The organism is Cupriavidus oxalaticus (assembly GCF_016894385.1).
GTDB classification, from domain to species: Bacteria; Pseudomonadota; Gammaproteobacteria; order Burkholderiales; family Burkholderiaceae; genus Cupriavidus; species Cupriavidus oxalaticus.
In genome coordinates, this window is sequence record NZ_CP069812.1 from 967,762 (window position 1) to 994,043 (window position 26,282).

25 protein-coding genes and 1 tRNA gene are annotated in these 26,282 nt (G+C 65.2%); 22 read left to right on the forward strand and 4 right to left on the reverse strand.

Going from position 1 to position 26,282, the window contains the following annotated elements; translation table 11 throughout:
• Nucleotides 1-57 precede the first annotated feature (57 nt).
• From JTE92_RS16790 to JTE92_RS16800, 3 genes are read right to left on the reverse strand one after another with little or no spacing between them, the layout of a single operon-like run.
• On the reverse strand, nt 58-861 hold the full coding sequence (locus tag JTE92_RS16790) for a DUF3106 domain-containing protein (protein ID WP_063241458.1): 804 nt from the start codon (nt 859-861) through the stop codon (nt 58-60).
• A gap of 1 nt (nt 862) precedes the next feature.
• Nucleotides 863-1,294 carry a DUF3619 family protein gene (locus JTE92_RS16795; RefSeq protein WP_063241459.1) on the reverse strand — a complete coding sequence of 144 codons (432 nt, stop codon included), beginning with the start codon at nt 1,292-1,294 and terminating at the stop codon, nt 863-865.
• Nucleotides 1,291-1,857, reverse strand: coding sequence for an RNA polymerase sigma factor (locus tag JTE92_RS16800; protein ID WP_063241460.1), 567 nt, complete (start codon nt 1,855-1,857; stop codon nt 1,291-1,293). The genes JTE92_RS16795 and JTE92_RS16800 overlap by 4 nt, the downstream gene beginning before the upstream one ends.
• A gap of 393 nt (nt 1,858-2,250) precedes the next feature.
• On the opposite strand from JTE92_RS16800, the gene JTE92_RS16805 reads away from it, so the two are divergent.
• The 7 genes from JTE92_RS16805 to JTE92_RS16835 all read left to right on the forward strand — a co-directional run bounded on the left by JTE92_RS16805 (nt 2,251) and on the right by JTE92_RS16835 (nt 10,026).
• Nucleotides 2,251-4,014: an acetolactate synthase 3 catalytic subunit gene (locus JTE92_RS16805; protein WP_063241461.1), complete on the forward strand. Its 1,764-nt coding sequence runs from the start codon at nt 2,251-2,253 to the stop codon at nt 4,012-4,014.
• Nucleotides 4,014-4,505: an acetolactate synthase small subunit gene (gene ilvN / locus JTE92_RS16810; protein WP_063241462.1), complete on the forward strand. Its 492-nt coding sequence runs from the start codon at nt 4,014-4,016 to the stop codon at nt 4,503-4,505. The genes JTE92_RS16805 and ilvN overlap by 1 nt, the downstream gene beginning before the upstream one ends.
• A 130-nt stretch (nt 4,506-4,635) precedes the next feature.
• A complete protein-coding gene (gene ilvC / locus JTE92_RS16815) occupies nt 4,636-5,652 on the forward strand; it encodes a ketol-acid reductoisomerase (protein WP_029044781.1) in 1,017 nt (338 codons plus the stop codon).
• Nucleotides 5,653-5,906: 254 nt separating this feature from the next.
• A complete protein-coding gene (locus tag JTE92_RS16820; RefSeq protein ID WP_063241463.1) occupies nt 5,907-6,557 on the forward strand; it encodes a phosphatidylserine decarboxylase in 651 nt (216 codons plus the stop codon).
• Between the two features lie 42 nt (nt 6,558-6,599).
• Nucleotides 6,600-7,526, forward strand: a complete 927-nt coding sequence (gene pssA, locus JTE92_RS16825; RefSeq protein ID WP_063241464.1) for a CDP-diacylglycerol--serine O-phosphatidyltransferase — start codon at nt 6,600-6,602, stop codon at nt 7,524-7,526.
• Between the two features lie 126 nt (nt 7,527-7,652).
• A complete protein-coding gene (gene lysM / locus JTE92_RS16830; protein WP_063241465.1) occupies nt 7,653-8,156 on the forward strand; it encodes a peptidoglycan-binding protein LysM in 504 nt (167 codons plus the stop codon).
• 328 nt (nt 8,157-8,484) lie between these two features.
• Nucleotides 8,485-10,026, forward strand: a complete 1,542-nt coding sequence (locus tag JTE92_RS16835) for a 2-isopropylmalate synthase (protein WP_063241466.1) — start codon at nt 8,485-8,487, stop codon at nt 10,024-10,026.
• A 100-nt stretch (nt 10,027-10,126) separates the two neighbouring features.
• Here the strand turns inward: JTE92_RS16835 and JTE92_RS16840 are convergent, their stop codons facing one another.
• Entirely contained in the window at nt 10,127-10,654 is a 528-nt protein-coding gene (locus JTE92_RS16840) for a hypothetical protein (RefSeq protein ID WP_063241516.1), read from the reverse strand.
• A gap of 199 nt (nt 10,655-10,853) precedes the next feature.
• Between JTE92_RS16840 and JTE92_RS16845 the strand changes: the two genes are divergently transcribed.
• From JTE92_RS16845 to nuoH, 15 genes are all read left to right on the forward strand, one after another.
• Nucleotides 10,854-12,110 carry a branched-chain amino acid ABC transporter substrate-binding protein gene (locus tag JTE92_RS16845; protein WP_063241467.1) on the forward strand — a complete coding sequence of 419 codons (1,257 nt, stop codon included), beginning with the start codon at nt 10,854-10,856 and terminating at the stop codon, nt 12,108-12,110.
• 162 nt (nt 12,111-12,272) lie between these two features.
• On the forward strand, nt 12,273-12,542 hold the full coding sequence (gene rpsO / locus JTE92_RS16850) for a 30S ribosomal protein S15 (protein ID WP_010809136.1): 270 nt from the start codon (nt 12,273-12,275) through the stop codon (nt 12,540-12,542).
• Between the two features lie 464 nt (nt 12,543-13,006).
• Nucleotides 13,007-15,181 (forward strand): polyribonucleotide nucleotidyltransferase, encoded by a 2,175-nt coding sequence (pnp, locus tag JTE92_RS16855; RefSeq protein WP_063241468.1) that lies wholly within the window; start codon nt 13,007-13,009, stop codon nt 15,179-15,181.
• Nucleotides 15,182-15,336: 155 nt separating this feature from the next.
• A complete protein-coding gene (locus JTE92_RS16860) occupies nt 15,337-16,341 on the forward strand; it encodes an NAD(P)H-quinone oxidoreductase (protein ID WP_063241469.1) in 1,005 nt (334 codons plus the stop codon).
• 162 nt (nt 16,342-16,503) lie between these two features.
• Entirely contained in the window at nt 16,504-17,208 is a 705-nt protein-coding gene (gene tpiA, locus JTE92_RS16865) for a triose-phosphate isomerase (protein ID WP_063241470.1), read from the forward strand.
• A gap of 73 nt (nt 17,209-17,281) precedes the next feature.
• A complete protein-coding gene (secG, locus tag JTE92_RS16870; protein WP_063241471.1) occupies nt 17,282-17,656 on the forward strand; it encodes a preprotein translocase subunit SecG in 375 nt (124 codons plus the stop codon).
• Nucleotides 17,657-17,844: 188 nt separating this feature from the next.
• A tRNA-Leu gene (locus JTE92_RS16875) sits at nt 17,845-17,929 on the forward strand.
• Nucleotides 17,930-18,095: 166 nt separating this feature from the next.
• Nucleotides 18,096-18,455, forward strand: coding sequence for an NADH-quinone oxidoreductase subunit A (locus tag JTE92_RS16880; protein WP_010809131.1), 360 nt, complete (start codon nt 18,096-18,098; stop codon nt 18,453-18,455).
• 6 nt (nt 18,456-18,461) lie between these two features.
• Nucleotides 18,462-18,944 (forward strand): NuoB/complex I 20 kDa subunit family protein, encoded by a 483-nt coding sequence (locus JTE92_RS16885; RefSeq protein ID WP_011297145.1) that lies wholly within the window; start codon nt 18,462-18,464, stop codon nt 18,942-18,944.
• A 1-nt stretch (nt 18,945) separates the two neighbouring features.
• Entirely contained in the window at nt 18,946-19,545 is a 600-nt protein-coding gene (locus JTE92_RS16890) for an NADH-quinone oxidoreductase subunit C (protein ID WP_063241472.1), read from the forward strand.
• 9 nt (nt 19,546-19,554) lie between these two features.
• On the forward strand, nt 19,555-20,808 hold the full coding sequence (locus JTE92_RS16895) for an NADH-quinone oxidoreductase subunit D (RefSeq protein WP_063241473.1): 1,254 nt from the start codon (nt 19,555-19,557) through the stop codon (nt 20,806-20,808).
• Nucleotides 20,809-20,992: 184 nt separating this feature from the next.
• Entirely contained in the window at nt 20,993-21,490 is a 498-nt protein-coding gene (nuoE, locus tag JTE92_RS16900) for an NADH-quinone oxidoreductase subunit NuoE (RefSeq protein WP_063241517.1), read from the forward strand.
• A gap of 1 nt (nt 21,491) precedes the next feature.
• Nucleotides 21,492-22,787, forward strand: a complete 1,296-nt coding sequence (gene nuoF, locus JTE92_RS16905) for an NADH-quinone oxidoreductase subunit NuoF (RefSeq protein WP_063241474.1) — start codon at nt 21,492-21,494, stop codon at nt 22,785-22,787.
• Between the two features lie 12 nt (nt 22,788-22,799).
• Nucleotides 22,800-25,166, forward strand: a complete 2,367-nt coding sequence (gene nuoG, locus JTE92_RS16910) for an NADH-quinone oxidoreductase subunit NuoG (RefSeq protein WP_063241475.1) — start codon at nt 22,800-22,802, stop codon at nt 25,164-25,166.
• Between the two features lie 21 nt (nt 25,167-25,187).
• Nucleotides 25,188-26,252 (forward strand): NADH-quinone oxidoreductase subunit NuoH, encoded by a 1,065-nt coding sequence (gene nuoH, locus JTE92_RS16915; protein ID WP_063241476.1) that lies wholly within the window; start codon nt 25,188-25,190, stop codon nt 26,250-26,252.
• Nucleotides 26,253-26,282 lie beyond the last annotated feature (30 nt).

Genomic DNA, 26,282 nt, shown 5'->3' on the forward strand with positions numbered 1-26,282 from the left:
GGGCATACCGGGCACCACCGGGCGGGCGACCAATGGCGGGCGGCTACTGGCGGGCGGCTACTGGCGCGCCGTGCCTTCGGAGGCCGCGGCGGCCTCGGTCGCGGCTTCCGGGGCGGCCGGAGCCGTGCCGGCGGCCGCCGCAGGCGCGGTTGCCGCCGAGGCGCTGGCTGGGGCGGCTGCCGTGGCTGGCTGGACGGCCGGTTCGGATGCCGTTGCCGGCGATGCGGCCGCGGCAGAAGCAGCCTGGGCAGCCTGGGCTTCGCTGGCCGGCCTGCCGGCCGCGCCGGCGGCCCTGGGCTCGTGCCGAACCGCGTGGCCGGTGCCGCCCGGCAGGCGCTTGGTGCTCGGCAGCGCGCTGACGGCACCTGGACGGCTGGGCACGCGCTCCGCGGCGGCCAGCTTCTTCTTCTGCTCTTCCGGCAGTTGCTGGTACTTGTCCCACGCCTCGGCCTTCTTATCGGACGGCAGCGCGCGGGTGATCTGGTAGTTCTCGCGCGCCAGCCGCCGTTGATGCGGCGTCATCTGGATCCATTCAGCCATGCGCGCCTGCAGCCGGGCCTGTTCCGCCGGCGAGAACTTCGGGTAGCGCTCGGCGATGCGTAGCCACTTGCGGCGGTTCAGTTCGGGCAGGGTGTCCCACAACGGCTGCAGCGGCGCCAGGATGCGCTGGTTGACCGGGCTCAGTTCGGACCACGCGGGGCGCGCGCTGGCTGCGGCGGGTGCCGGGGCGGCGCCGGAGGCGGCTTGCGCGTGCGCGGCCGCTGGCAGCAGGCACCAGCCAGTGGCGGCGCCGGACACTGCCAGCAGCAGCGCGGCCAGCCGGCGGCGCAGGGCGTCGGGGCGGGGCAGTGCGCGCGCCATGCTATTGCCCGTGTTTCAGGAAGACGTGGAAGCCCTCGTCGGCGTAGGCCGTGGGCGGCAGGTCGTCGAGCAGCATGGCCGCATCGACATCGGCCAGCTCTTCGACGCGTTTCTGCTGCTGCCAGTGGTAGATGCCCATCAGGCCGGCGGCCAGCGCCACCAGCGTCCAGATCAGGCCCAGGCGGCGCAGCCAGGCACCGGCGCGGTGCAGCGGCGAGTCGTCCTCGTCGAACATCGGGACATGCGGTCCCGGCATGGCGAGTTGCGGCACCGGCACGGCCACTTCGGCCTTCCTGCGCGCGAGCGCGATCCGGCGCGCGGCGGCGAGCCGTTCGGCAATGTCGGCCGGCAATGCCTCGGCACTGGCATCGAGTGCTGTGCGAATCTCATGGGCGAACCGGCGTTCGCGGATATCTCTCTCGTTTATGCTCATAGTCGGACCCCCCGTGCGCGCAGCGCTTGCGCCAGAGTATGCGTGGCACGGGAACAGTGCGTCTTGACGCTGCCCTCGGAGCAGCCCATGACGGCTGCGGTTTCGGCAACGTCCATATCTTCCCAGTAACGCATCAGGAATGCCTCGCGTTGACGCGCCGGCAGGCGCTGGATCTCCTGCTCGATGATCTGCATCACCTGCGCGCGCTCGACCTTGTCGGCGCTGCTTTCCGCCGATTCGGAGCCGGCCTGCGCCTCCAGCGTCTCCAGCAGGTCGTTGTCGTCGCCGTTGCGGTCGTCGCGCAGGCTGGAGAACAGCGTGACCCACGTGTTGCGCACCTTCTGGCGGCGGAACCAGTCGTGGATGGTGTTCTGCAGGATGCGCTGGAACAGCGGCGGCAACTCGGCTGCGCCCTTGTCGCCGTATTTCTCGGCCAGCTTGATCATGGCGTCCTGCACGATATCCAGTGCCGCCTCGTCGTCGCGGACCGCGAACACGGCCTGCTTGAAGGCGCGGCGTTCGACGCTGGCGAGAAAATCGGTCAGTTCCTGGTCGGTGGCCATTCAGGCGGAATGCGGCTTGGTGTGCGGCTTGTTGCGGCGTCGTTTGCTAGGTCCTTGCCGAATGTGCTGCGTAGGGCCCGTAGCATGCGCAAGGTGCTGCGATGCTAGCAAAAAAACCTGCGCATGTACCATCTTGTATTGAGGGAAATACATTGCGCCGCGGGGGAGCTGTCATCCATCCCTGCGTAAAACCCCTGACAAGCCTGCGCAAAACAACCATAGACCGCACTGGTGCATTGCAGTATCATCGACGGTTCACACGACATCAGTGGTTGTCTCATCCGGCCGCTTATGAGGCGGTCTTCCATGCAGACGCGCACCGCTTGAACCCGAGCCACAAGTTCGGCAGAGAGCATCCAAACAATTTTTTGCCGAAAATTGCAAAGGACTGAAATGAACATGCCCAGTGCGGAATTCTCCCACGCAGACAGCAATTCATCTGCCGCACCCGAAATGATCGGGGCGGAAATTCTCGTTCACGCACTTGCCGAAGAAGGCGTCGAGTACGTCTGGGGCTACCCCGGCGGCGCAGTGCTGTATATCTACGACGAGCTCCACAAGCAAAAGAAGTTCGAGCACATCCTGGTGCGCCACGAGCAGGCCGCGGTCCATGCCGCGGACGGCTACGCACGCGCAACGGGCAAGGTGGGTGTCGCCCTGGTGACCTCGGGTCCCGGCGTGACCAATGCGGTCACCGGCATTGCCACCGCATACCTCGACTCGATCCCGATGGTGGTGATCACCGGCAACGTGCCGACCCACGCCATTGGCCAGGACGCCTTCCAGGAGTGCGACACCGTCGGCATCACCCGCCCGATCGTCAAGCACAACTTCCTGGTGAAGGACGTGCGCGACCTCGCCGCGACCATCAAGAAGGCGTTCTTCATTGCCTCGACCGGCCGTCCGGGCCCGGTGGTGGTGGACATCCCCAAGGATGTCTCGCGCAATGCCTGCAAGTACGAGTACCCCAAGTCGATCGACATGCGCTCGTACAACCCGGTGAACAAGGGCCACTCGGGCCAGATCCGCAAGGCGGTGGCACTGCTGCAGAACGCGGAGCGCCCGTACATCTACAGCGGCGGCGGCGTGGTGCTGGCCAATGCCAGCGATGAGCTGCGCCAGCTGGCCGCGATGACCGGCCACCCGGTGACCAACACGCTGATGGGCCTGGGCGCGTTCCCCGGCACCCACAAGCAGTTCGTCGGCATGCTTGGCATGCACGGCACGTATGAAGCCAACATGGCCATGCAGAACTGCGACGTGCTGATCGCCATCGGTGCCCGCTTCGACGACCGCGTGATCGGCAACCCCTCGCACTTCACCTCGCAGGCGCGCAAGATCATCCATATCGATATCGACCCGTCGTCGATCTCGAAGCGCGTCAAGGTCGATATCCCCATCGTCGGCAACGTCAAGGACGTGCTGCAGGAACTGATCGCCCAGCTCAAGGCCAGCGACGTCAAGCCCAAGCGCGAGGCCCTGGCCAAGTGGTGGGAGCAGATCGAGCAATGGCGCTCGGTAGACTGCCTGAAGTACGACCGCGACTCCGAGATCATCAAGCCGCAGTACGTGGTGGAAAAGATCTGGGAACTGACCCACGGCGACGCCTTTATCTGCTCCGACGTCGGCCAGCACCAGATGTGGGCCGCGCAGTTCTACAAGTTCAACGAGCCGCGCCGCTGGATCAACTCCGGTGGCCTGGGCACGATGGGCGTGGGCCTGCCGTACGCGATGGGCATCAAGAAGGCATTCCCGGAGAAGGAAGTCGTCACCATCACCGGTGAAGGCTCGATCCAGATGTGCATCCAGGAACTGTCGACCTGCCTGCAGTACGACACCCCGGTGAAGATCTGCTCGCTCAACAACGGCTACCTCGGCATGGTGCGCCAGTGGCAGGAGATCGAGTACGACAACCGCTACTCGCATTCCTACATGGACGCGCTGCCCGATTTCGTCAAGCTGGCCGAGGCCTACGGGCATATCGGCATGCGCGTCGAGAAGACGTCCGACGTCGAGCCGGCGCTGCGCGAGGCGTTCCGCCTGAAGGACCGTACCGTGTTTCTGGACTTCCAGACCGATCCCACCGAAAACGTCTGGCCGATGGTCCAGGCGGGCAAGGGCATTTCCGAAATGCTGCTCGGCGCGGAGGACCTGTAATGCGACACATCATTTCGGTCCTGCTGGAAAACGAAGCCGGCGCGCTGTCGCGCGTGGTGGGCCTGTTCTCGGCCCGCGGCTACAACATCGAGACGCTGACCGTGGCGCCGACCGAGGATTCCTCGCTGTCGCGCATGACGATCGTCACGACAGGTTCGGATGACATCATCGAACAGATCACCAAGCACCTGAACCGCCTGGTGGAGGTGGTCAAGGTGGTCGACCTGACCGAAGGCGCGCACATCGAGCGCGAGCTGATGCTCGTCAAGGTGCGCGCGGTCGGCAAGGAGCGCGAGGAAATGAAGCGCACCGCCGACATCTTCCGCGGCCGCATCATCGATGTCACGGAGAAGACCTACACCATCGAGCTGACCGGCAACGGCGGCAAGCTCGATGCGTTCCTGGACGCGATCGACCGTACCGCCATCCTGGAGACCGTCCGTACCGGCGGCTCGGGCATCGGCCGCGGCGAGCGCATCCTGAAGGTCTGATCCACAGCCGCTCGCACAGCCAGTCGCACAGGTTCAAGCAGTATCCCCCGGGCGGCGCGATCCGTGCGCACACAATGTGCACGAGGATGCCGCCCCCCTCATATAAAAGACAGAGATTGAAGGATTTATCATGAAAGTGTTTTACGACAAGGACGCCGACCTCTCGCTGATCAAGGGCAAGAACGTCACCATCATCGGTTATGGCTCGCAGGGCCACGCCCACGCGCTGAACCTGAAGGATTCGGGCGTCAACGTGACGGTCGGCCTGCGCAAGAGCGGCGCGTCGTGGAACAAGGCGGCCAACGCCGGCCTGCAAGTCAAGGAAGTGGCCGAGGCCGTCAAGGGCGCCGACGTGGTCATGATCCTGCTGCCGGACGAGCAGATCGCCGACGTGTACAAGAACGAAGTGCACGACAACATCAAGGAAGGCGCCGCGCTGGCCTTCGCCCACGGCTTCAACGTGCACTACGGTGCCGTGATCCCGCGCGCCGACCTGGACGTGATCATGATCGCGCCGAAGGCCCCGGGCCACACCGTGCGCGCCACGTACACGCAAGGTGGCGGCGTGCCGCACCTGATCGCCGTGCACCAGAACAAGTCCGGCGCCGCCCGTGACATCGCCCTGTCGTACGCCACCGCCAACGGCGGCGGCCGTGCCGGCATCATCGAGACCAACTTCCGCGAAGAAACCGAAACCGACCTGTTCGGCGAGCAGGCCGTGCTGTGCGGCGGTACCGTCGAGCTGATCAAGGCCGGTTTCGAAACGCTGGTGGAAGCCGGCTACGCGCCGGAAATGGCCTACTTCGAGTGCCTGCACGAACTGAAGCTGATCGTCGATCTGATCTACGAAGGCGGCATCGCCAACATGAACTACTCGATCTCCAACAACGCGGAATATGGTGAGTACGTCACCGGCCCGCGCGTGGTGACCGAAGAGACCAAGAAGGCGATGAAGCAGTGCCTGAAGGACATCCAGACCGGCGAATACGCCAAGAGCTTCCTGCTGGAGAACAAGGCCGGCGCCCCGACTCTGATCTCGCGCCGCCGCCTGAACGCCGAGCACGAGATCGAAGTGGTTGGCGAGAAGCTGCGCGCGATGATGCCGTGGATCGCCAAGAACAAGATGGTCGACCAGTCGAAGAACTGATCTGTAGCGCTGCCTGATGGCCCGCGCCGCACGGCGGCGGGCCGAAGCCGTTCAGCGTTCCGTGCCATGCCCTTCTATCATCGGAAGGGGACTGCCGGGACCTGAACGGCTTTTTGTTATCCTTGTCGAACTTTTCGGGCAAGGCGTGCGCCTGATGCTGCTCCGCGACATGGATCGGCAAGCGCCGCCGTGGCGGATACCGCCGCCGTTGCACCGTCTCGCCCTGATTTTGACTCCACCGAATCTCGTACTGCATGAACTATCCTCATCCGCTGATCGCCCGTGAAGGCTGGCCGTTCCTGGCCGGCGCCTTTGTCATTTCGCTGCTGGTGCACGCCAGCGCGGGCTTCTGGTGGGCGCTGCCGCTGTGGATCATCACGGTGTTCGTGCTGCAGTTCTTCCGTGATCCGCCGCGCCCGATCCCGTCCGCGCCCAACGCGGTGCTGGCGCCGGCCGACGGCCGCATCGTCGTGGTCGAGAAGACCATGGATCCGTATGCCAACCGCGAGGCGCTGAAGATCAGCGTCTTCATGAACGTCTTCAACGTGCATTCGAACCGCGTGTCGGTCGATGGCGCGGTGGAGAAGGTCGAATATTTCCCGGGCAAGTTCGTCAACGCCGACCTGGACAAGGCTTCGGTCGAAAACGAGCGCAATGCCGTGGTCATCCGCCGTGCCACCGACGGCCAGGTGGTCACGCTGGTGCAGGTGGCGGGCCTGGTGGCGCGCCGTATCCTCTGCTACACCAAGGTCGGCGACAAGCTCTCGCGCGGCCAGCGCTATGGCTTCATCCGCTTCGGCTCGCGCGTGGACGTGTACCTGCCGCTCGACGCGCGTCCGCGCGTGACCATTGGCGAGAAGGTGTCGGCGTCGTCGACCATCCTCGCCGAACTCGACGTGAAGTGAGCGAAGGCCTGACCAGGACCACAGGACGACAGGAGGACTGCGATGGTTGCCTTCCATCGACGTAACAAGCGGGTCAGCAGCGGCAACGTGACGCATCTGCGCCCGTTCCGCCATAACCAGCTGCGCGGTGCCGAAGACTATGACGACGATGCCGCGGACGACCACGACGACGTCGTCTACGAGCGCCAGCGGCCGCGCCGCCGCGGCATCTACCTGCTGCCCAACGCGTTCACCACCGCGGCGCTGTTCGCCGGCTTCTTCGCCATCGTGCAGGCGATGAACATGCGCTTCGACGTGGCCGCCATCGCGATCTTCGCGGCCATGGTGCTCGATGGCATGGACGGGCGCGTGGCGCGCATCACCAATACGCAGAGCGCGTTCGGCGAGCAGTATGACTCGCTGTCGGACATGACCTCGTTCGGCGTCGCGCCGGCGCTGGTGATGTACGAATGGATCCTGCATGACCTCGGCAAGTGGGGCTGGATCGCGGCCTTTGTCTACTGCACCTGCGCGGCGCTGCGGCTGGCGCGCTTCAACGCCAATATCGGCGTGGTCGACAAGCGCTTCTTCCAGGGCCTGCCCAGCCCGGCTGCCGCGGCACTGGTCGCCGGCTTTGTCTGGCTGGTGATCGACAACAAGCTGCCGGTCAAGGAGCTGTGGATGCCGTGGGTGGCGTTCGGCATCACGCTGTACGCGGGGCTGTCGATGGTGTCCAACGCGCCGTTCTACAGCGGCAAGGCGCTGGATGTGCGCTACCGCGTGCCGTTCGGCATGATGGTGCTGGTCCTGGTGCTGTTCGTGGTGGTGTCGACCGATCCGCCGGTGGCGCTGTTCGGGCTGTTCGTCGCCTACGCGATCTCGGGCTACGTGCTGTGGGGCTGGCGAGCCATCCATGGGCAGCCGGGCGGAGTCCGCAAGGTGCGCGAAAGCGGCAATGGCGGCAATGGCGGAAACGGCGGCAACGGTTGATGGTTGCCGGCAGGGAAGGGCGCTACGGCGCCCTTCGTGCTTTCCCGGTTTCACAATTGTTTTCACGCCGCGGCCACCGGGCCGTGGCATTCTGCAGTGTTTTCCACTTACCGTCAGGAGGATGTCATGGGCATGTTCGACTTCATCAAGGAAGCGGGGGAAAAGCTGTTCGGCACCGGCGAAGCCAAGGCGGCGCAGCAGGCCGCGGCGGCGGATGCGTCGGCCGAGAAGGTCGATGCCGCCAACCGTGCCGCGGGCGATGCGATCGAGGCGTATATCAGGAAGATGGGGCTCGATGCCACCGGGCTGATGGTGCAGGTGGATGGCTCGCAGGGCCTGGTGACGGTGTTCGGCGTGGCGCCCGACCAGGCTACGCGCGAGAAGATCATCCTGTGCGCCGGCAACGTCGATGGCGTGGACAAGGTCGAAGACAAGATGTCGGTCAACGTCGAGTCGTCCGAGTCGCAGTGGCATACCGTGGTCAAGGGCGACACGCTGTGGGCCATCGCGCAGGCCGCCTACGGCAACGGCGCCGAGTACAACAAGATCTTCGAGGCCAACAAGCCGATGCTTTCGCATCCGGACAAGATCTATCCGGGCCAGAAGTTGCGCATCCCGCCCAAGGGCTGAAAAGCGCGGCGACAAGCGGGCGCGTGCGGCAAAACCCTGTATTGCACGGGCGCGCCAAACCGGCTATAGTCGCTCTCATGATTTCGCGCCAAGTCCTACTCGCCCGCACCACCCTAGGTGGCCTACTAGGCCATCAGGTCGGGACGCGCGCGCGCTGAGGACAACGCTACCCTTAGCGCGGAATCCGTAAGGAACACCAACGCCCCGGCCTGCTCGTGCACGCCGGGGCGTTTTGCATTCCACAGCCGTGGAGCGCGGAACAGGCGGTAAGCCCCGGACACGGCAGGCCGGGGACAGCACACCAGAAGCTACTCAGGAGCTCCACAAAATGTCTGACAAACTCATCATTTTCGACACCACCTTGCGTGACGGCGAGCAGTCGCCCGGCGCTTCCATGACCCGCGAGGAAAAGATCCGTATCGCGCGCCAGCTGGAACGCCTGAAGGTCGATGTGATCGAGGCCGGTTTTGCGGCCAGCTCCAACGGCGACTTCGAAGCCATCCGCTCGATCGCCCAGGTGGTGAAGGATTCCACCATCTGCTCGCTGGCCCGCGCCAACGACAAGGACATCGCCCGCGCGGCCGAAGCGCTCAAGCCGGCCAACTCGTTCCGCATCCACACCTTCATCGCCACGTCCGCGCTGCACATGGAGAAGAAGCTGCGCATGACGCCGGACCAGGTGTACGAGCAGGCCCGCCTGGCAGTGCGCTTTGCGCGCCAGTTCACCGACGACATCGAGTTCTCGCCCGAGGACGGCAGCCGCTCGGACATGGACTTCCTGTGCCGCGTGCTCGAAGGCGTGATCGCGGAGGGCGCGACCACCATCAACCTGCCGGATACCGTGGGCTATGCCGTGCCGGAAGGCTACGCGGCGCTGATCCGCTCGGTGCGCGAGCGCATCCCGAATTCGGACAAGGCGATCTGGTCGGTGCACTGCCATAACGACCTCGGCATGGCAGTGGCCAACTCGCTCGCCGCGGTCAAGCTGGGCGGCGCGCGCCAGGTCGAGTGCACCATCAACGGCCTGGGCGAACGCGCCGGCAACACCAGCCTGGAAGAGGTGGTGATGGCGGTGAAGACCCGTCGCGACTACTTCGACCTGGACGTCGGCGTGGACACCACGCAGATCGTGCCGGCCTCCAAGCTGGTATCGCAGATCACCGGTTTCGTGGTGCAGCCGAACAAGGCTGTGGTCGGCGCCAACGCTTTTGCGCATGCCTCGGGCATCCACCAGGATGGCGTGCTCAAGGCGCGCGACACCTACGAGATCATGCGTGCGGAGGACGTGGGCTGGACCGCCAACAAGATCGTGCTGGGCAAGCTGTCGGGCCGCAACGCCTTCAAGCAGCGCCTGCAGGAACTCGGCATCGAGCTCGACAGCGAGAGCGAAGTCAACGCCGCCTTCACCCGCTTCAAGGAGCTGGCCGACCAGAAGGCCGAGATCTTCGACGAAGACATCATGGCGATCGTCTCGAACGAGGCCCAGCATGATGCGAACGAGCACTTCCGCTTCATCTCGCTGTCGCAGCGTTCCGAGACCGGCGAGCGCCCGCATGCACGCGTGGTGTTCAGCATGGACGGCCAGGAGCAGAGCGGCGAAGGCGAGGGCAACGGCCCGGTCGACGCCACGCTGCATGCGATCGAGTCGCGCGTGGCGAGCGGTGCCGAGATGGTGCTGTACTCGGTGAACGCGATCACCGGCGGCACCGAGGCCCAGGGCGAAGTGACCGTGCGCCTGTCCAAGGCCGGCCGCATCGTCAACGGTGTTGGCACGGACCCGGATATCGTCGCCGCCTCGGCCAAGGCCTACCTGGCCGCGCTGAACAAGCTGCACGACAAGGCCGTGCAGAAGATCAACCCGCAGATCTGACCAAGGCTTCTGCGTTAGACGGCGGACGGCTTACCCGGCCTGAGCGTACGGACCAAGCCCGCCATTCCCGACCCGGGGATGGCGGGCTTTTTCCATGGCCTCAGCGGCGCCGCTCGTCGGGATCGTAGAGCGGGTCCGGCGTGATCTGGGTCTGGCGCAGGATGCCGGCGTCGTCGAAATAGAAATTGAACAGCGACGGCCATACGTCTTCATGGAGGAACCGGTATGACCACACCTCGCGCCGCATCCGCGGGTAGTACTCGACCGGCAGCCGCGTCACGCCGAAATGCTCGGCGACGTCCTCCCGCGTCCAGGTGCCGACCTGTGCCTTGTACAGCTCCAGCGACGACAGCACGTTGCGGAAGCTGGTCAGGTTGCCGTTGCGGTCGAACTCGGCAGCATAGGCGTACTGGCCCAGCGGCTGCTTGGAGTAGATCCAGCGCGAGGTGCCGTCGGGCAGGTTGAAGATATCGGTGGGCGGCCCGAATGTCGCCTGGACCGCCGCCTTGGGCTGGCCGACCAGCTTGGTGCCCTCCTGGACCGGCATCAACGTGGTGCAGGCGCAGAGCAGTGCGGCAGCAAGTGTCAGCGTGAGCCGGCGGGCACTGCCGGCAATTGCAGGGTTCATCACGGCCTCGGTCAATGCTTTGCGGATATCGAGAGTGTAGTCCCGCGCCTGCCGTTGTGTGGTCTTGGCGCTCCTTTTTGCTGCTTCTTCGCCCAATATGATGGCATCCGAGCCAAATCCCGCCGGTCTCGCGCAAGTGGCCGTCATTTGCGCCAGATTGGCATGCTGCCGTACCATCCACCGCTTTCGGGGAGAGACTATGCGGGGCGTGGCGCGGTTGCGAGGTTGGCTGGGCGGCTTGTTGTTGGCAGTGGCAGCGGGCGCGTCCGCGCAGGAGCCGATCCGGCTGGGGATGATCGACGGACTTTCCGGCCCGTTCGCCAACGCGGGCGAGGCCGTGGCGCGCAACCTGCGCCTGGCGATCGAGCGCGTCAATGCCCGCGGCGGCGTCAAGACCGCCGAAGGCGCCCGGCCCTTCGAGCTGGTGACGTTCGACAGCAAGGGCAATGTCGACGAGAGCCTGATCCAGTTCCGCGCCCTGACTGACCGGCGCATTCCCTTCGTCCTGCAGGGCAACAGTTCGGCCGTGGCCGGGGCGCTGGTCTCTGCCGTCAACCGGCACAATGCGCGCCAGCCCGATGCGCGCGTGCTGTTCCTGAACTATTCGGCGGTCGATCCCAGCCTGACCAACGAGAACTGCAGCTTCTGGCATTTCCGTTTCGACGCCAGTGCCGACATGCGCATGCAGGCGCTGACCGAGGTCATCCGGCAGGACCAGTCCGTGCGCAAGGTCTACCTGATCGACCAGGACTACAGCTTCGGCCACCAGGTGGCGCGCTCGGCGCGCGAGATGCTGGCCGCGCGCCGCCCGGACATCCAGATCGTCGGCGACGAATTCCATCCGATCGGCAAGATCAAGGATTTTGCCCCCTATATCGCCAAGATCAAGGCGAGCGGCGCCGACGCGGTCATCACCGGCAACTGGGGCAACGACCTGACGCTGATGGTCAAGGCTGCGCGCGAGGGCGGGCTGCAGGCCAGGTTCTACACCTTCTACGGCAACGGCCTGGGCGCCCCCGCGGCAATGGGGGATGCCGGCGTCGGCCGCGTGCTGGCGGTGGCCGAATGGCACCCGAACGTGGGCGGCGCTGCCTCGGATGCGTTTTACCAGCAGTTCCGCGCGCGTTACCCCGAGCCGAAGGACGATTACGTGCATCTGCGCATGCAGATGATGGTGGAAATGCTGGCGCGCGCCATCGAGAAGGCGGGTACCACCGACGCGGTCAAGGTGGCGCGGGCGCTGGAGAACATGCGTTACGTCAACGACTTCCATGAAGCCACCATCCGCGCCGAGGACCACCAGGTGCTGCAGCCGCTGTATGTGTCCGTGATGGACAGGCAGGGCGGCGTGGTGCGGTTCGACAACGAGGGCTCGGGCTACGGCTTCCGCACCGTGCGCAAGCTGAAGGCGGCGCAGAGCACGCTGCCGACCACGTGCCGGATGGAGCGCCCTTGAGCGCTGGAATGCCGCGCGGGGGTTCCGATTCTCCTCGCGCGCCTTTTCGGCTATAATGCGCGGCTGTCGTCGACTGGCTCCTGGCCGGATGGCGGCAGATCCGTGACACGACGCATGCGGCGCATCCCGCGCTGTGGCGGTCGCAAGTGAAAGGAAATCATCATGGCAGTCGCCGATATCAACAAGTCCGAAGTCATCAAGCAGTTCGCCCGTGGCGCCAACGACACCGGCAGCCCCGAAGTGCAAGTGGCCCTGCTGACCACCCGCATCAACGAACTGACCCCGCACTTCAAGGCCAACATGAAGGATCACCATAGCCGCCGCGGCCTGCTGCGCATGGTGAGCCGCCGTCGCCGCCTGCTGGACTACCTCAAGTCCAACGACGCCGACCGCTACCGCGCCCTGATCGAAAAGCTGGGCCTGCGCAAGTAAGCTCGCGCAAGAGGTTGCGTACGATGGCAGCGCGATTCCTGGGTTTGCACGGTTTCGCGTGAGGCCTGGATGCCTGCTTCAGCATTGCTGGGGCAGGCATTTTGCATTTCTGGCCGGGCGATTGGGCGCGGGCCGGCAATGCTGCAGGTTGTTGGAGTGATTTTCGCTTCACTGCTTCCGGCGCGGATTCCGATTCGCCGGAAGTCCGTTGCGGCAAGGCGCGCAACGGAGTAAGTTGTTCTTTTTTTCTGGTTTTAGTATCCGGAACGGCCAAGGAAACAGGGCTTTGTGTCATTCCAGCGCGGCATCGGCAACAGTGACAGTGCCGCGCTGGAATGGCATAGCACTTCCCTGCGACTGCAGCTGTCTCCGGCAGTTAGCCTGCGGCTGAGAACGCAGGCGTGGCACGCTGCGCAATGATCGCGAGCAGTGATCGCGGCGTGCATGCAAGACAAGGAATGCTCATGTCCATGTTCAACAAGGTCGTCAAGGAATTCCAGTGGGGCCAGCACAAGGTCCGCATGGAAACCGGCGAAATCGCCCGCCAGGCCGGCGGCGCCGTGCTGGTCGATGTGGAAGACACCGTGGTGCTGGCGACCGTGGTCGCCGCCAAGAACCCGAAGCCGGGCCAGGACTTCTTCCCGCTGACCGTCGACTACATCGAGAAGACCTACGCGGCCGGCAAGATCCCCGGCGGCTTCTTCAAGCGTGAAGGCCGTCCGTCGGAAAACGAGACCCTGACTTCGCGCCTGATCGATCGTCCGCTGCGCCCGCTGTTCCCCGAAGGCTTCTACAACGAAGTGCAGGTGGTGGTGCACGTGGTGTCGCTGAACCCGGATGTGCCCGCCGACATCCCCGCCCTGATCGGCGCGTCGGCCGCGCTGGCCGTGTCGGGCATCCCGTTCAGCGGCCCGGTGGGCGCCGCGCGCGTCGGCTACAAGGACGGCCAGTACCTGCTGAACCCGACCCGCTCGCAGCTCGCCACCTCTGACCTGGACCTGATCGTCGCCGGTACCGAGCGCGCCGTGCTGATGGTGGAATCGGAAGCCAACCAGCTGTCGGAAGACGTGATGCTGGGCGCCGTGGTCTATGGCCACGAGCAGATGCAGACCGCCATCAACGCCATCCATGAACTGGTGCGCGAAGGCGGCAAGCCGGAGTGGGACTGGGCCCCGGCCGCCAAGAACGAGCCGCTGATCGCCAAGGTCACCGAAGTCGCGCTGCCGCTGCTGCAGGAAGCCTACCAGCTGCGCCAGAAGTCGGCGCGCAGCCAGAAGCTGAAGGAAGTGTCGGCCAACGTCGCCGCCGCGCTGGCGGAAGCCGGCGTGGAAGCCGACAAGGTGGAAGTCGGCAACATCATGTTCGACCTGGAAGCCAAGATCGTCCGCGGCCAGATCCTGAACGGCGAGCCGCGCATCGACGGCCGCGACACCCGCACCGTGCGCCCGATCGAGATCCGTTCGTCGGTGCTGCCGCGCGCGCACGGCTCGGCGCTGTTCACCCGCGGCGAGACGCAGGCGCTGGTGGTGGCCACGCTGGGCACCAAGAGCGACGAGCAGATCATCGACGCGCTGGCCGGCGAATACCGCGACCGCTTCATGCTCCACTACAACATGCCCCCGTTCGCCACCGGCGAGACGGGCCGCGTGGGCAGCCCGAAGCGCCGCGAAATCGGCCACGGCCGCCTGGCCAAGCGCGCACTGATCCCGGTGCTGCCGAAGGACGATGAATTCGCGTACACCATCCGCCTGGTTTCGGAAATCACCGAGTCCAACGGTTCGTCGTCGATGGCTTCGGTCTGCGGCGGCTGCCTGGCGCTGATGGACGCCGGCGTTCCGGTCAAGGCGCACGTGGCCGGCGTGGCCATGGGCCTGATCCTGGAAGGCAACAAGTTCGCCGTGCTGACCGACATCCTGGGCGATGAAGATCACCTGGGCGACATGGACTTCAAGGTGGCGGGTACCGACAACGGCATCACCGCGCTGCAGATGGACATCAAGGTCCAGGGCATCACCAAGGAGATCATGCAGGTCGCGCTGGCGCAGGCCAAGGAAGGCCGCCTGCATATCCTGTCGAACATGCAGGAAGCCATGGGCCACGCCCGCACCGAGCTGTCGGAGCACGCACCGCGCATGATCACGATGAAGATCCATCCGGACAAGATCCGCGAAGTGATCGGCAAGGGCGGCTCGACCATCCAGGCGCTGACCAAGGAAACCGGCACCACCATCGACATCCAGGAAGACGGCACCATCACCATTGCCTCGACCTCGACCGAAGGCATGGCCGAAGCCAAGCGCCGTATCGAGGGCATCACCGCGGAAGCCGAAGTGGGCAAGATCTACAACGGCACCGTGCTGAAGCTGCTGGACTTCGGCGCCATCGTCAACATCCTGCCGGGCAAGGATGGCCTGCTGCACATCTCGGAAATCGTCAACGAGCGTGTGAAGGACATCAAGGACTGGCTGAAGGAAGGCCAGCAGGTTCGCGTCAAGCTGATCCAGGCTGACGAGAAGGGCCGCCTGCGCCTGTCGCTGAAGGCCGCGCTGGCCGAAGAGGGCGGCAGCATCAGCCCGATCAACGCTGGTGAAGGCGCTGCCCCGGCAGCACCGGCCGGCGGCTCGGAGCAGCAGCAGTAAGCGGGACTGTGACTGTCCCAAGGTGCCGCCGCAAGGCGGTGCCGCGGAAAAATGGCCGGGCGATGCCCGGCCGTTTTTTTGTTTACACTGCGGCAACCCATCGAGCCCCCATCGAGCCAACGCTCACACCGAGCAAAGACAAGGAGCAAAGAAGCATGCAAGCCATCGAGATCCGCGAATACGGCGCCCCCGAAGTCCTCCAGCTGACCGAGCGGCCCGATCCGGTGCCCGCCGCGGGCGAGGTGCTGATCCGCGTGGCGGCCGCCGGCGTGAACCGCCCGGACGTATTCCAGCGCACCGGCAACTATCCGGTGCCGCCGGGTGCGTCGGACCTGCCTGGCCTGGAAGTGGCGGGCGTGGTGGTCGGCGGCGACCTGTCCCATGCCGACAACCGCTTCGGCTTGAAGGTGGGCGACCGCGTCTGCGCGCTGGTGCAGGGCGGCGGCTACGCGCAGCTGTGCACCGCGCCGCTGGCACAGGTATTGCCGGCGCCTGACGGCCTCAGCGATATCGAAGCCGCCGCGCTGCCGGAAACCTTCTTCACGGTGTGGAGCAATGTGTTCGACCGCGGCTACCTGGGCCAGGGCCCGCGTGGCAAGGACGAAACACTGCTGATCCAGGGCGGCTCCAGCGGCATCGGCACCACCGCGATCCAGATCGCCAAGGCGCTCGGCTTCAAGGTGTTCGTCACCGCCGGCACCGATGAAAAGTGCAAGGCGTGCGAGGACCTCGGTGCCGATCGCGCGATCAACTACAAGACGCAGGACTTCGTTGCCGAGGTGGCGGCGCTGACCGGCGGCAAGGGCGTCGACGTGATCCTCGACATGGTGGCCGGCCCGTACCTGGCACGCGAGCTGAAGTGCATCGCCGACGACGGCCGCATCGTCATCATCGCGCTGCTGGGCGGCGCCAAAGCCGAGATCCCGCTGGGCGATATCCTGCGCCGCCGCATCACCGTGACGGGCTCGACGCTGCGTCCGCGCCCGGCCTCGTTCAAGGGCAAGATCGCCGCGGCGCTGCACGAGCAGGTGTGGCCGCTGCTGGCCGCCGGCAAGATCAAGCCGGTGATCCACCAGGTCTTCCCGGCCGCGCAAGCCGCCGACGCGCACCGCCTGATGGAGTCGAGCGAGCATATTGGCAAGATCGTGCTGACCTGGTGATGCCGCGCGCCGTGTGCTGGTGCTGAAGCCACGCAACAAAATTGCCGCCGCCCGCCGTTGTCGGGCGGCGGTAGCGTCCCGCCCCTGCCACACGCTACAATAGCGGGTTTGATTTTGGAGGGGCACCTCGTGAGACAAAAGCTCGTCATCGGCAATTGGAAGATGCATGGCAGCCTGGCTGCGAACGCGGCGCTGCTGGAAGGAATCAAGGCCGGCGTGGCGCGTGCGTCGCTGGCGGTGTGCGCACCGTTCCCCTATCTTGCACAATGCCAGGCGGCGCTGAATGGCTCGCAAGTGGCTTGGGGCGCACAGGATGTCTCGGCGGAGGCGCGCGGCGCTTTCACCGGTGAGGTGGCTGCATCGATGCTGGGTGAGTTCGGCTGCGCTTATGCGCTGGTCGGCCACTCGGAGCGTCGCACCTACCATGGCGAAACCGACCAGGTCGTGGCCGCCAAGGCGCTGCGCGCGCTGGAATTCGGCATCGTCCCCGTGGTCTGCGTCGGCGAAACGCTGGCCGAGCGCGAGGCCGGCCAGACCGAGGCCGTCGTCGGGCGCCAGCTGCAGGCCGTGCTGGATGCGCTGTCGGTGGAGCAGCTGAGCCGCGTGGTGCTGGCCTACGAGCCGGTCTGGGCGATCGGTACCGGCAAGACCGCGACCAGCGCGCAGGCGCAAGCCGTGCATGCTTTCCTGCGTGGCAAGGTGGCGGAGCGCGACGCCGGCGTGGCGCAGCGCATGGCCATCCTGTACGGTGGCAGCGTCAAACCGGACAATGCGGCCGAACTGTTTTCCATGGCCGATATCGACGGGGGGCTGATTGGTGGTGCCTCGCTGAAGTCGGAAGATTTTCTCGCGATCGGCAACGCCTGAATGCCGGCCGCTCCGATCGTTTCGACGGTTTCGATCAGGAAGTAACCAGGCAAGTAACGCTTATTTAAATCAAATGGCAATCTTCAAGACTTTGTTGGTGGTGTTGCAGGTGCTGACGGCCCTGGGCGTGATTGGCCTGGTGCTGATCCAGCATGGCAAGGGCGCCGATGTGGGCGCGGCATTCGGCTCGGGCGCCTCGGGCAGCCTGTTCGGTGCCACCGGCTCGGCAAATTTCCTGTCGCGCACCACCGCCGTGCTGGCCACGCTGTTCTTCGTGTGCACGCTGGCACTGACGTTGCTGGGCAGCTACAAGCCCGCTGCATCGCTGGGCGTGATGGGCGCCGCCCCGGCCTCGGCACCGGCCACGGCAGGCGCATCGGCTCCGGATGCGGCCCCGGCCGCCGCCGCTGGCGCATCGGCGCCCGCAGGTCCCGCCGTGCCGAAATAATCCGATTGCCTTGCGGCGGATTCCTGAGTTTTTTTGCAGTTGTGCGTTGAACAAAGCAAGAAATTTAGGTTAGAATGCAAGGCTTGAAACGATTCCCCAGCGATGGGGCTTAAGCGAAGGCAAAACGCCTTGGCGAGAGTCCTTAAGGGCCTGAAAACCCGGCGCCAGGCAATATTGTTTCTCCCCCAGCCGACGTGGTGAAATTGGTAGACACGCTATCTTGAGGGGGTAGTGGCGAAAGCTGTGCGAGTTCGAGTCTCGCCGTCGGCACCAAACAACTTGATCGGAGTCCCTGGCCGGGCAATGCACCCGAGCGTGGGGCTCCGGCAGTCCGCAAGGCGGCGCGCCATGATTCTCCTGGCTTAGCGCCTGGGGTGGGCAACAGAACGCCGCTTCAGCTGGTGCTGTTGACAACATTCCAGATAAGGCTGGCCGTACCTTGAATCTCGAAGCCTACTTCCCCGTTCTCATCTTCATCATCTTCGGTGTCGTGCTCGGCGTGGCACTGATGTCGATTGGTCGGATCCTCGGTCCGAACAAGCCCGATCCCGCGAAGCTGTCGCCGTACGAGTGCGGCTTCGAAGCGTTCGAGGATGCGCGCATGAAGTTCGACGTGCGCTACTACCTCATCGCCATCCTTTTTATCCTGTTCGATCTCGAAACCGCCTTCCTGTTTCCCTGGGGTGTTGCCCTGAGGGATATCGGCTGGCCGGGTTTCATCGCCATGGGCGTGTTTCTGCTGGAATTCATCGTGGGCTTCGTCTACATCTGGAAAAAGGGCGCGCTCGATTGGGAGTGATGTGAAATGGCAATCGAAGGCGTTCTCAACGAAGGCTTTGTCACGACTACCGCTGACAAGCTGATCAATTGGACCCGCACCGGGTCGCTGTGGCCGATGACCTTCGGCCTGGCCTGCTGTGCCGTGGAAATGATGCATGCCGGCGCCGCGCGCTATGACCTGGACCGCTTCGGCGTGGTGTTCCGCCCGTCGCCGCGCCAGTCTGACGTGATGATCGTGGCCGGCACGCTGTGCAACAAGATGGCCCCCGCGCTGCGCAAGGTCTACGACCAGATGGCGGAGCCGCGCTGGGTGATCTCGATGGGCTCGTGCGCCAACGGCGGCGGCTACTACCACTATTCGTACTCGGTGGTGCGTGGCTGCGACCGGATCGTGCCGGTGGATATCTACGTGCCGGGCTGCCCGCCGACGGCCGAGGCGCTGATCTACGGCGTGATCCAGCTGCAGAACAAGATCAAGCGTACCAACACCATCGCGCGCAAGGGCTGAAATGGCGAAGCTCGACACCCTGAAGGCCGCGCTCGAGAAGGCTCTCGGCAAGCGCGTGCAGAATCTGATCGAGGCGACCGGCGAACTGACGCTGATCGTCAAGGCCGACGACTACCTGGAAGCCGCCCGCATCCTGCGCGACGATCCCTCGCTGCGCTTCGAGCAGCTGATCGACCTGTGCGGCGTGGACTATTCCGAGTTCGGCGACGGCGCCTGGGATGGCCCGCGCTTTGCCGCCGTCTCGCACCTGCTGTCGATTACCCACAACTGGCGCCTGCGCCTGCGCGTGTTCGCCCCGGATGACGATTTCCCGGTGGTGGCCAGCCTGATCGACGTGTGGAACTCGGTGAACTGGTTCGAGCGCGAAGCCTTCGATTTCTACGGCATCGTGTTTGACGGCCACCCGGACCTGCGCCGCATCCTGACCGACTACGGTTTCGTCGGCCATCCGTTCCGCAAGGATTTCCCGGTCTCCGGCTATGTCGAGATGCGCTACGACCCCGATCAGAAGCGGGTCATCTACCAGCCGGTCACGATCGAGCCGCGCGAAATCACGCCGCGCGTGATCCGCGAGGACAAGTACGGCGGTTTGGAGCACTGAGAACGCGCCATGGCAGACATCAAGAATTACACCCTGAACTTCGGCCCGCAGCACCCGGCCGCGCACGGCGTGCTGCGCCTGGTGCTCGAGCTGGACGGCGAAGTCATCCAGCGCGCCGACCCGCATATCGGCCTGCTGCACCGTGCCACCGAGAAGCTGGCCGAACAGAAGTCGTGGATCCAGAGCGTGCCCTACATGGACCGTCTCGACTACGTGTCGATGATGTCCAACGAGCATGCCTACGTGATGGCGATCGAGCGCCTGCTCGGCCTGGAAGTGCCGGTCCGCGCGCAGTACATCCGCGTGATGTTCGACGAGATCACCCGCGTCATGAACCACCTGATGTGGATCGGCGCGCACGCACTCGACGTGGGCGCGATGGCGGTGTTCCTGTACGCCTTCCGCGAGCGCGAAGACCTGTTCGACATGTACGAGGCGGTGTCGGGCGCGCGCATGCACGCGGCCTACTATCGTCCGGGCGGCGTCTACCGCGACCTGCCTGACACGATGCCGCAATATCGTGCCTCGAAGATCCACAACGAGCGCGCCATCAAGGCGATGAACGAAGCGCGTTCGGGCTCGCTGCTGGACTTCATCGAGGACTTCACCAACCGCTTCCCGAAGTACGTCGACGAGTACGAGACCCTGCTGACCGACAACCGGATCTGGAAGCAGCGCCTGGTGGACATCGGCGTGGTCAGCCCGGAACGTGCGCTGCAGATGGGCTTTACCGGCCCGATGCTGCGCGGGTCGGGCATCGAGTGGGACCTGCGCAAGAAGCAGCCGTACGAGGTGTACGACAAGATGGACTTCGACGTGCCGGTGGGCGTGGGCGGCGACTGCTACGCGCGCTACCTGGTGCGCGTGGAAGAGATGCGCCAGTCCAACCGCATCATCAGGCAGTGCATCGAATGGCTGCGCCGCAACCCGGGCCCGGTGATCACCGATAACCACAAGGTGGCGCCGCCCTCGCGCGTGGACATGAAGTCCAACATGGAAGAACTGATCCACCACTTCAAGCTGTTCACCGAAGGCATTCACGTGCCCGAAGGCGAAGCGTACGCAGCGGTGGAACACCCGAAGGGCGAGTTCGGCATCTACGCGATCTCGGACGGCGCGAACAAGCCGTACCGCCTGAAGATCCGTGCGCCCGGCTTCCCGCACCTGGCCGCGCTGGACGAAATGGCCAAGGGACACATGATTGCTGACGCGGTAACGATCATCGGCACGCAAGACATCGTCTTCGGCGAGATCGACCGCTAATCACGGACCGCCGGCCCGGACGACGATCCGGGCGCTTTCCGAGGGGCTCCGCCGGGCGGGGCGGCCCGGAAGACCTGCGGCGGACCGGCAAGGCCTAAGGCCCGCCGGCGGAACGGCAGCGACGGCTGCAAACCTGCGGATGGACGCCCAGTGGCGCTGCCTCCGCCGTTTTACTGCAATGACCATGCTATCAGCAGAAGCTCTCAAGGAAATCGATCGCGCGATCGCGAAGTATCCGGCCGACCAGAAGCAGTCGGCCGTGATGGCGGCGCTTGCCGTGGCACAGGGCGAGGTGGGCTGGGTTTCCCCCGAAGTCATGCAGTTCGTCGCCAACTACCTCGAGATGCCGCCCGTGTGGGTGGAAGAGGTGGCGACCTTCTACAACATGTACGACACCAGGCCGGTGGGCAAATTCAAGCTCGCCGTCTGCACCAACCTGCCGTGCGCCCTGTCGGGCGGCGAGCGCGCTGGCGAGTACCTGAAGCGCAAGCTCGGGATCGACTACAACGAGACCACCGCTGACGGCTGCTTCACCCTGAAAGAGGGCGAGTGCATGGGCGCTTGCGGCGACGCACCGGTGATGATCGTCAACAACACCCGCATGTGCAGCTTCATGAGCGACGACAAGCTCGACGCGCTTGTCGACGAGTTGAAGGCTGAAGCCGCCAAGGGGGGCAAGTAACATGACCAGCCTGCACGACCGCCATATCCAGCCGCTGATCCTGGCCGGCCTGGACGGCAAGAACTGGCACCTGGAAGACTACGTCAAGCGTGGCGGCTACCAGCAACTGAAGCGCATCCTGACCGGGAAGATCCCGCCCGAGCAGGTGATCGCCGACGTCAAGACATCGGGCCTGCGCGGCCGCGGCGGCGCGGGTTTCCCGACCGGCCTGAAGTGGAGCTTCATGCCGCGCACGTTCCCGGGTCAGAAATACCTGGTCTGCAACACCGATGAGGGCGAGCCTGGCACGTTCAAGGACCGCGACATCATCCGCTACAACCCGCATGCGCTGATCGAGGGCATGGCCATCGGCGCGTACGCGATGGGCATCACCGTGGGCTACAACTACATCCACGGCGAGATCTGGAACGAGTACAAGATCTTCGAGGAAGCCCTCGAAGAGGCGCGTGCCGCCGGCTTCCTGGGCGACAACATCCTGGACTCGGGCTTCAGCTTCCAGCTGCACGCCCACCATGGCTATGGCGCCTACATCTGCGGCGAGGAAACCGCGCTGCTGGAATCGCTGGAAGGCAAGAAGGGCCAGCCGCGCTTCAAGCCGCCGTTCCCGGCCAGCTTCGGCCTGTACGGCAAGCCGACCACCATCAACAACACCGAGACCTTCGCCGCGGTGCCGTTCCTGCTGGCCGTCGGCCCGGAAAACTACCTGAAGCTGGGCAAGCCGAACAATGGCGGCACCAAGATCTTCTCGGTTTCGGGCGACGTCGAGCGTCCCGGCAACTACGAGATCCCGCTGGGCACGCCCTTCGCCAAGCTGCTGGAGCTCGCCGGCGGCATGCGCGGCGGCAAGCGCATCAAGGCCGTGATCCCGGGCGGCTCGTCCGCGCCGGTGGTGCCGGGCGACCTGATGATGGCGTCCGACATGGACTACGACTCGATCGCCAAGGCCGGCTCGATGCTGGGCTCAGGCGCGGTGATCGTGATGGACGAGACGCGCTGCATGGTCCGCTCGCTGCTGCGCCTGTCGTACTTCTATTTTGAGGAATCGTGCGGCCAGTGCACGCCGTGCCGCGAAGGCACCGGCTGGCTGTACCGCATGGTCAATCGCATCGAACACGGAGAAGGGCGCCAGGAAGACCTGGACCTGCTCAACAACGTCGCGGAAAACATCATGGGCCGCACCATCTGCGCGCTCGGCGATGCCGCGGCGATGCCGGTCCGCGGCATGCTCAAGCACTACTGGAAAGAGTTCGAATATCACGTCGAACACAAGCAGTGCATGGTTCCGGCCTACATCTAAGCGTGGCAGAACATGGTTGAACTAGAGATCGACGGCAAGAAGGTTGAGGTTGCTGAGGGCAGCCTGGTGATGGAAGCGGCCCGCAAGCTGGGCACCTACATCCCGCACTTCTGCTACCACCGCAAACTGTCCATCGCGGCCAACTGCCGCATGTGCCTGGTCGAGGTCGAGAAGGCCCCGAAGGCGCTGCCTGCCTGCGCCACGCCGGTGACCCCCGGCATGAAGGTCTTCACCAATTCGGAGAAGGCCGTCAAGGCGCAGAAGTCCGTGATGGAATTCCTGCTGATCAACCACCCGCTGGATTGCCCGATCTGCGATCAGGGCGGCGAGTGCCAGCTGCAGGACCTGGCCGTGGGCTACGGTGCCTCGGAGTCGCGCTACAAGGAAGAGAAGCGCGTGGTGTTCCACAAGAACGTGGGCCCGCTGATCTCCATGGAGGAGATGACCCGCTGCATCCACTGCACCCGCTGCGTGCGCTTCGGCCAGGAAGTGGCCGGCGTGATGGAGCTGGGCATGCTCAACCGCGGCGAGCATTCGGAGATCACCACCTTCGTCGGCAAGACCGTTGACTCGGAACTGTCGGGCAACATGATCGACCTGTGCCCGGTCGGCGCGCTGACCAGCAAGCCGTTCCGCTACTCGGCTCGCACCTGGGAACTGGCCCGCCGCAAATCGGTGTCGCCGCACGACGGCCTGGGCGCGAACCTGGTGGTGCAGACCAAGAACCAGCGCGTGATGCGCGTGCTGCCGCTGGAAAACGAAGACATCAACGAGTGCTGGATCTCGGACAAGGACCGTTTCTCGTATGAAGGCCTGAACAGTGCCGACCGCCTGACCCGCCCGCTGCTGAAGCAGGGCGGCGAATGGATGGAAACCGACTGGCAGACGGCGCTGGAATACGTGGCCAATGGCCTGGCCGGCATCAAGCGCGAGCATGGCGCCGACCAGATCGCCGCGCTGGCCAGCCCGCACAGCACGCTGGAAGAGCTGTTCCTGCTGGGCAAGCTGGTGCGTGGCCTGGGCAGCGACAACGTCGACTTCCGCCTGCGCCAGTCCGACTTCTCGGCCGCGCTGAAGGGCGCGCCGTGGCTCGGCCTGCCGGTGGCCGACGTCACCGCGCTGCAACGCGTGCTGGTAATCGGCTCGTCGCTGCGCAAGGATCATCCGCTGCTGGCCTCGCGCCTGCGCCAGGCGACCAAGAAAGGTGCCCGCGTGGCCGTGCTGGGCGCCGGCGGTGAAGACCTGCTGATGCCGGCGACCCGCATCGACGTGGCGCCGTCCGGCTGGACCGCCGCACTGGCCGGCGTGGCACGTGCCGTGGCCGCCGCCAAGGGCGTCGCCGCCCCGGCCGGCACCGATGGTCTCGACGGTGGCGAAGCTGCCGCCAAGGTGGCGGAAGCGCTGCTGCAGGGCGAGCGCCGTGCCGTGTTCCTCGGCAACGAGGCCGTGCGCCATCCGCAGTTCTCGGCGCTGCATGCGCTGGCACAGTGGATCGCCACAGAGACCGGTGCGACGCTGGGCTTCCTGACCGAAGCGGCCAACACCGTCGGCGGCTACATCGCCGGCGCGCTGCCGAAGCAGGGCGGCGCCAATGCGCAGGCGATGCTGGACGCGCCGCGCAAGGCCTACATCCTGCTGAACACCGAGCCGGAATTCGACACCGCCGATCCGGGCAAGGCCCTGGCCGCGCTGTCGCAGGCCAACACGGTGGTGGTGCTGTCGCCGTTCCGTTCGGAAGCGGCCATGCAGTACGCCGACGTGATCCTGCCGGTCGCGCCGTTCACCGAAACCTCCGGCACCTTCGTCAACTGCGAAGGCAAGGCGCAGAGCTTCAACGGCGTGGTGCGCGCGCTGGGCGAGTCGCGTCCGGGCTGGAAGGTGCTGCGCGTGCTGGGCAACCTGCTCGACGTCGCCGGCTTCGACTACGAAACCGCCGAGTCGGTCCGTGCCGAAGTGCTGTCGGCCCCGGTCGAGGCACAGCTGGACAACGCCACCGACGCGCCGATCCGCGTTGCCGCCGCGGCTGCCAGCGGCATCGAACGCATCGCCGACGTGCCTATCTACCACGCCGACCCGATCGTGCGCCGCGCCGACTCGCTGCAGCTGACCGCTGCCGCGCGCCGCGCCATGCAGATCGCGCTGCCGGCCGACCTGTTTGCCCGCCTGGGCATCCAGTCGGGCGACCCGGTCCGCGTCACGCAAGGGCAGGGCAGCGTGGTGCTGCCGGCCGTGCTCGAAGCCACGCTGCCGGCCAACACCGTGCGCGTGCCGGCGGCAACGCCGGCGGCCATGAGCCTGGGCGGCATGTTCGGCACGGTCACCGTAGAGAAGGCCATCGACCTGGCAGCGGCCACCACCGGCGCCGTGGCCACGGCGTAAGAACAAGAGCGAGAAGAAGACATGATTGACTGGATTACCTCGCAAGGGCAGGGCGTGCTGGGCGCGTACTGGACGCCGCTGTGGATCCTGATCCGCGCCGTGCTGATCGTGGTGCCCCTGCTGCTGTGCGTGGCTTACCTGATCCTGTGGGAGCGCAAGCTGATCGGCTGGATGCACGTGCGTCTCGGCCCGAACCGCGTCGGCCCGCTCGGCCTGCTGCAGCCGATCGCCGACGTGCTGAAGCTGCTGCTCAAGGAAGTCATGATGCCGACGCAGGTCAGCCGCGGCATGTACCTGATCGCGCCGCTGATGGTGCTGATGCCTGCCGTGGCGGTCTGGGCCGTGATCCCGTTCCAGGCCGAAGTGGTGATGGCGGACGTCAACGCCGGCCTGCTGTACGTGATGGCGATCAGCTCGGTCGGCGTCTACGGCGTGATCCTGGCCGGCTGGGCCTCGAACTCCAAGTACGCCTTCATCGGCGCCATGCGTGCCGCCGCCCAGATGGTGTCCTATGAAATCGCCATGGGCTTTGCGCTGGTGACGGTGCTGATGGTTGCCGGCAGCCTGAACCTGTCGGCCATCGTCAACGGCCAGAACACGGGCTACTTCGCCGACATGGGCATCAACATCCTGTCGTGGAACTGGCTGCCGCTGCTGCCGATGTTCGGCGTCTACTTCATCTCGGGCGTGGCCGAAACCAACCGCCACCCGTTCGACGTGGTGGAAGGCGAATCGGAAATCGTGGCCGGCCACATGATCGAATATTCGGGCATGGGCTTCGCGCTGTTCTTCCTGGCCGAGTACATCAACATGATCATCATCTCGGCGATGACCGCGCTGATGTTCCTGGGCGGCTGGGCGCCTCCGTTCTCGAGCGTGATCACCAACGCGGTCCCCGGCTTCTTCTGGCTGCTGATCAAGGTTTTCCTGCTGCTGTCGGTCTTTATCTGGATCCGTGCCTCGTTCCCGCGCTATCGCTATGACCAGATCATGCGCCTGGGCTGGAAGGTGTTCATTCCGCTGACCGTGGTGTGGCTGATCATCGTGGCGATCTGGATCAAGTCGCCGTGGAACATCTGGCCCTGAACAGCCAAGCGACGGTGCGCCGCCTGCAAC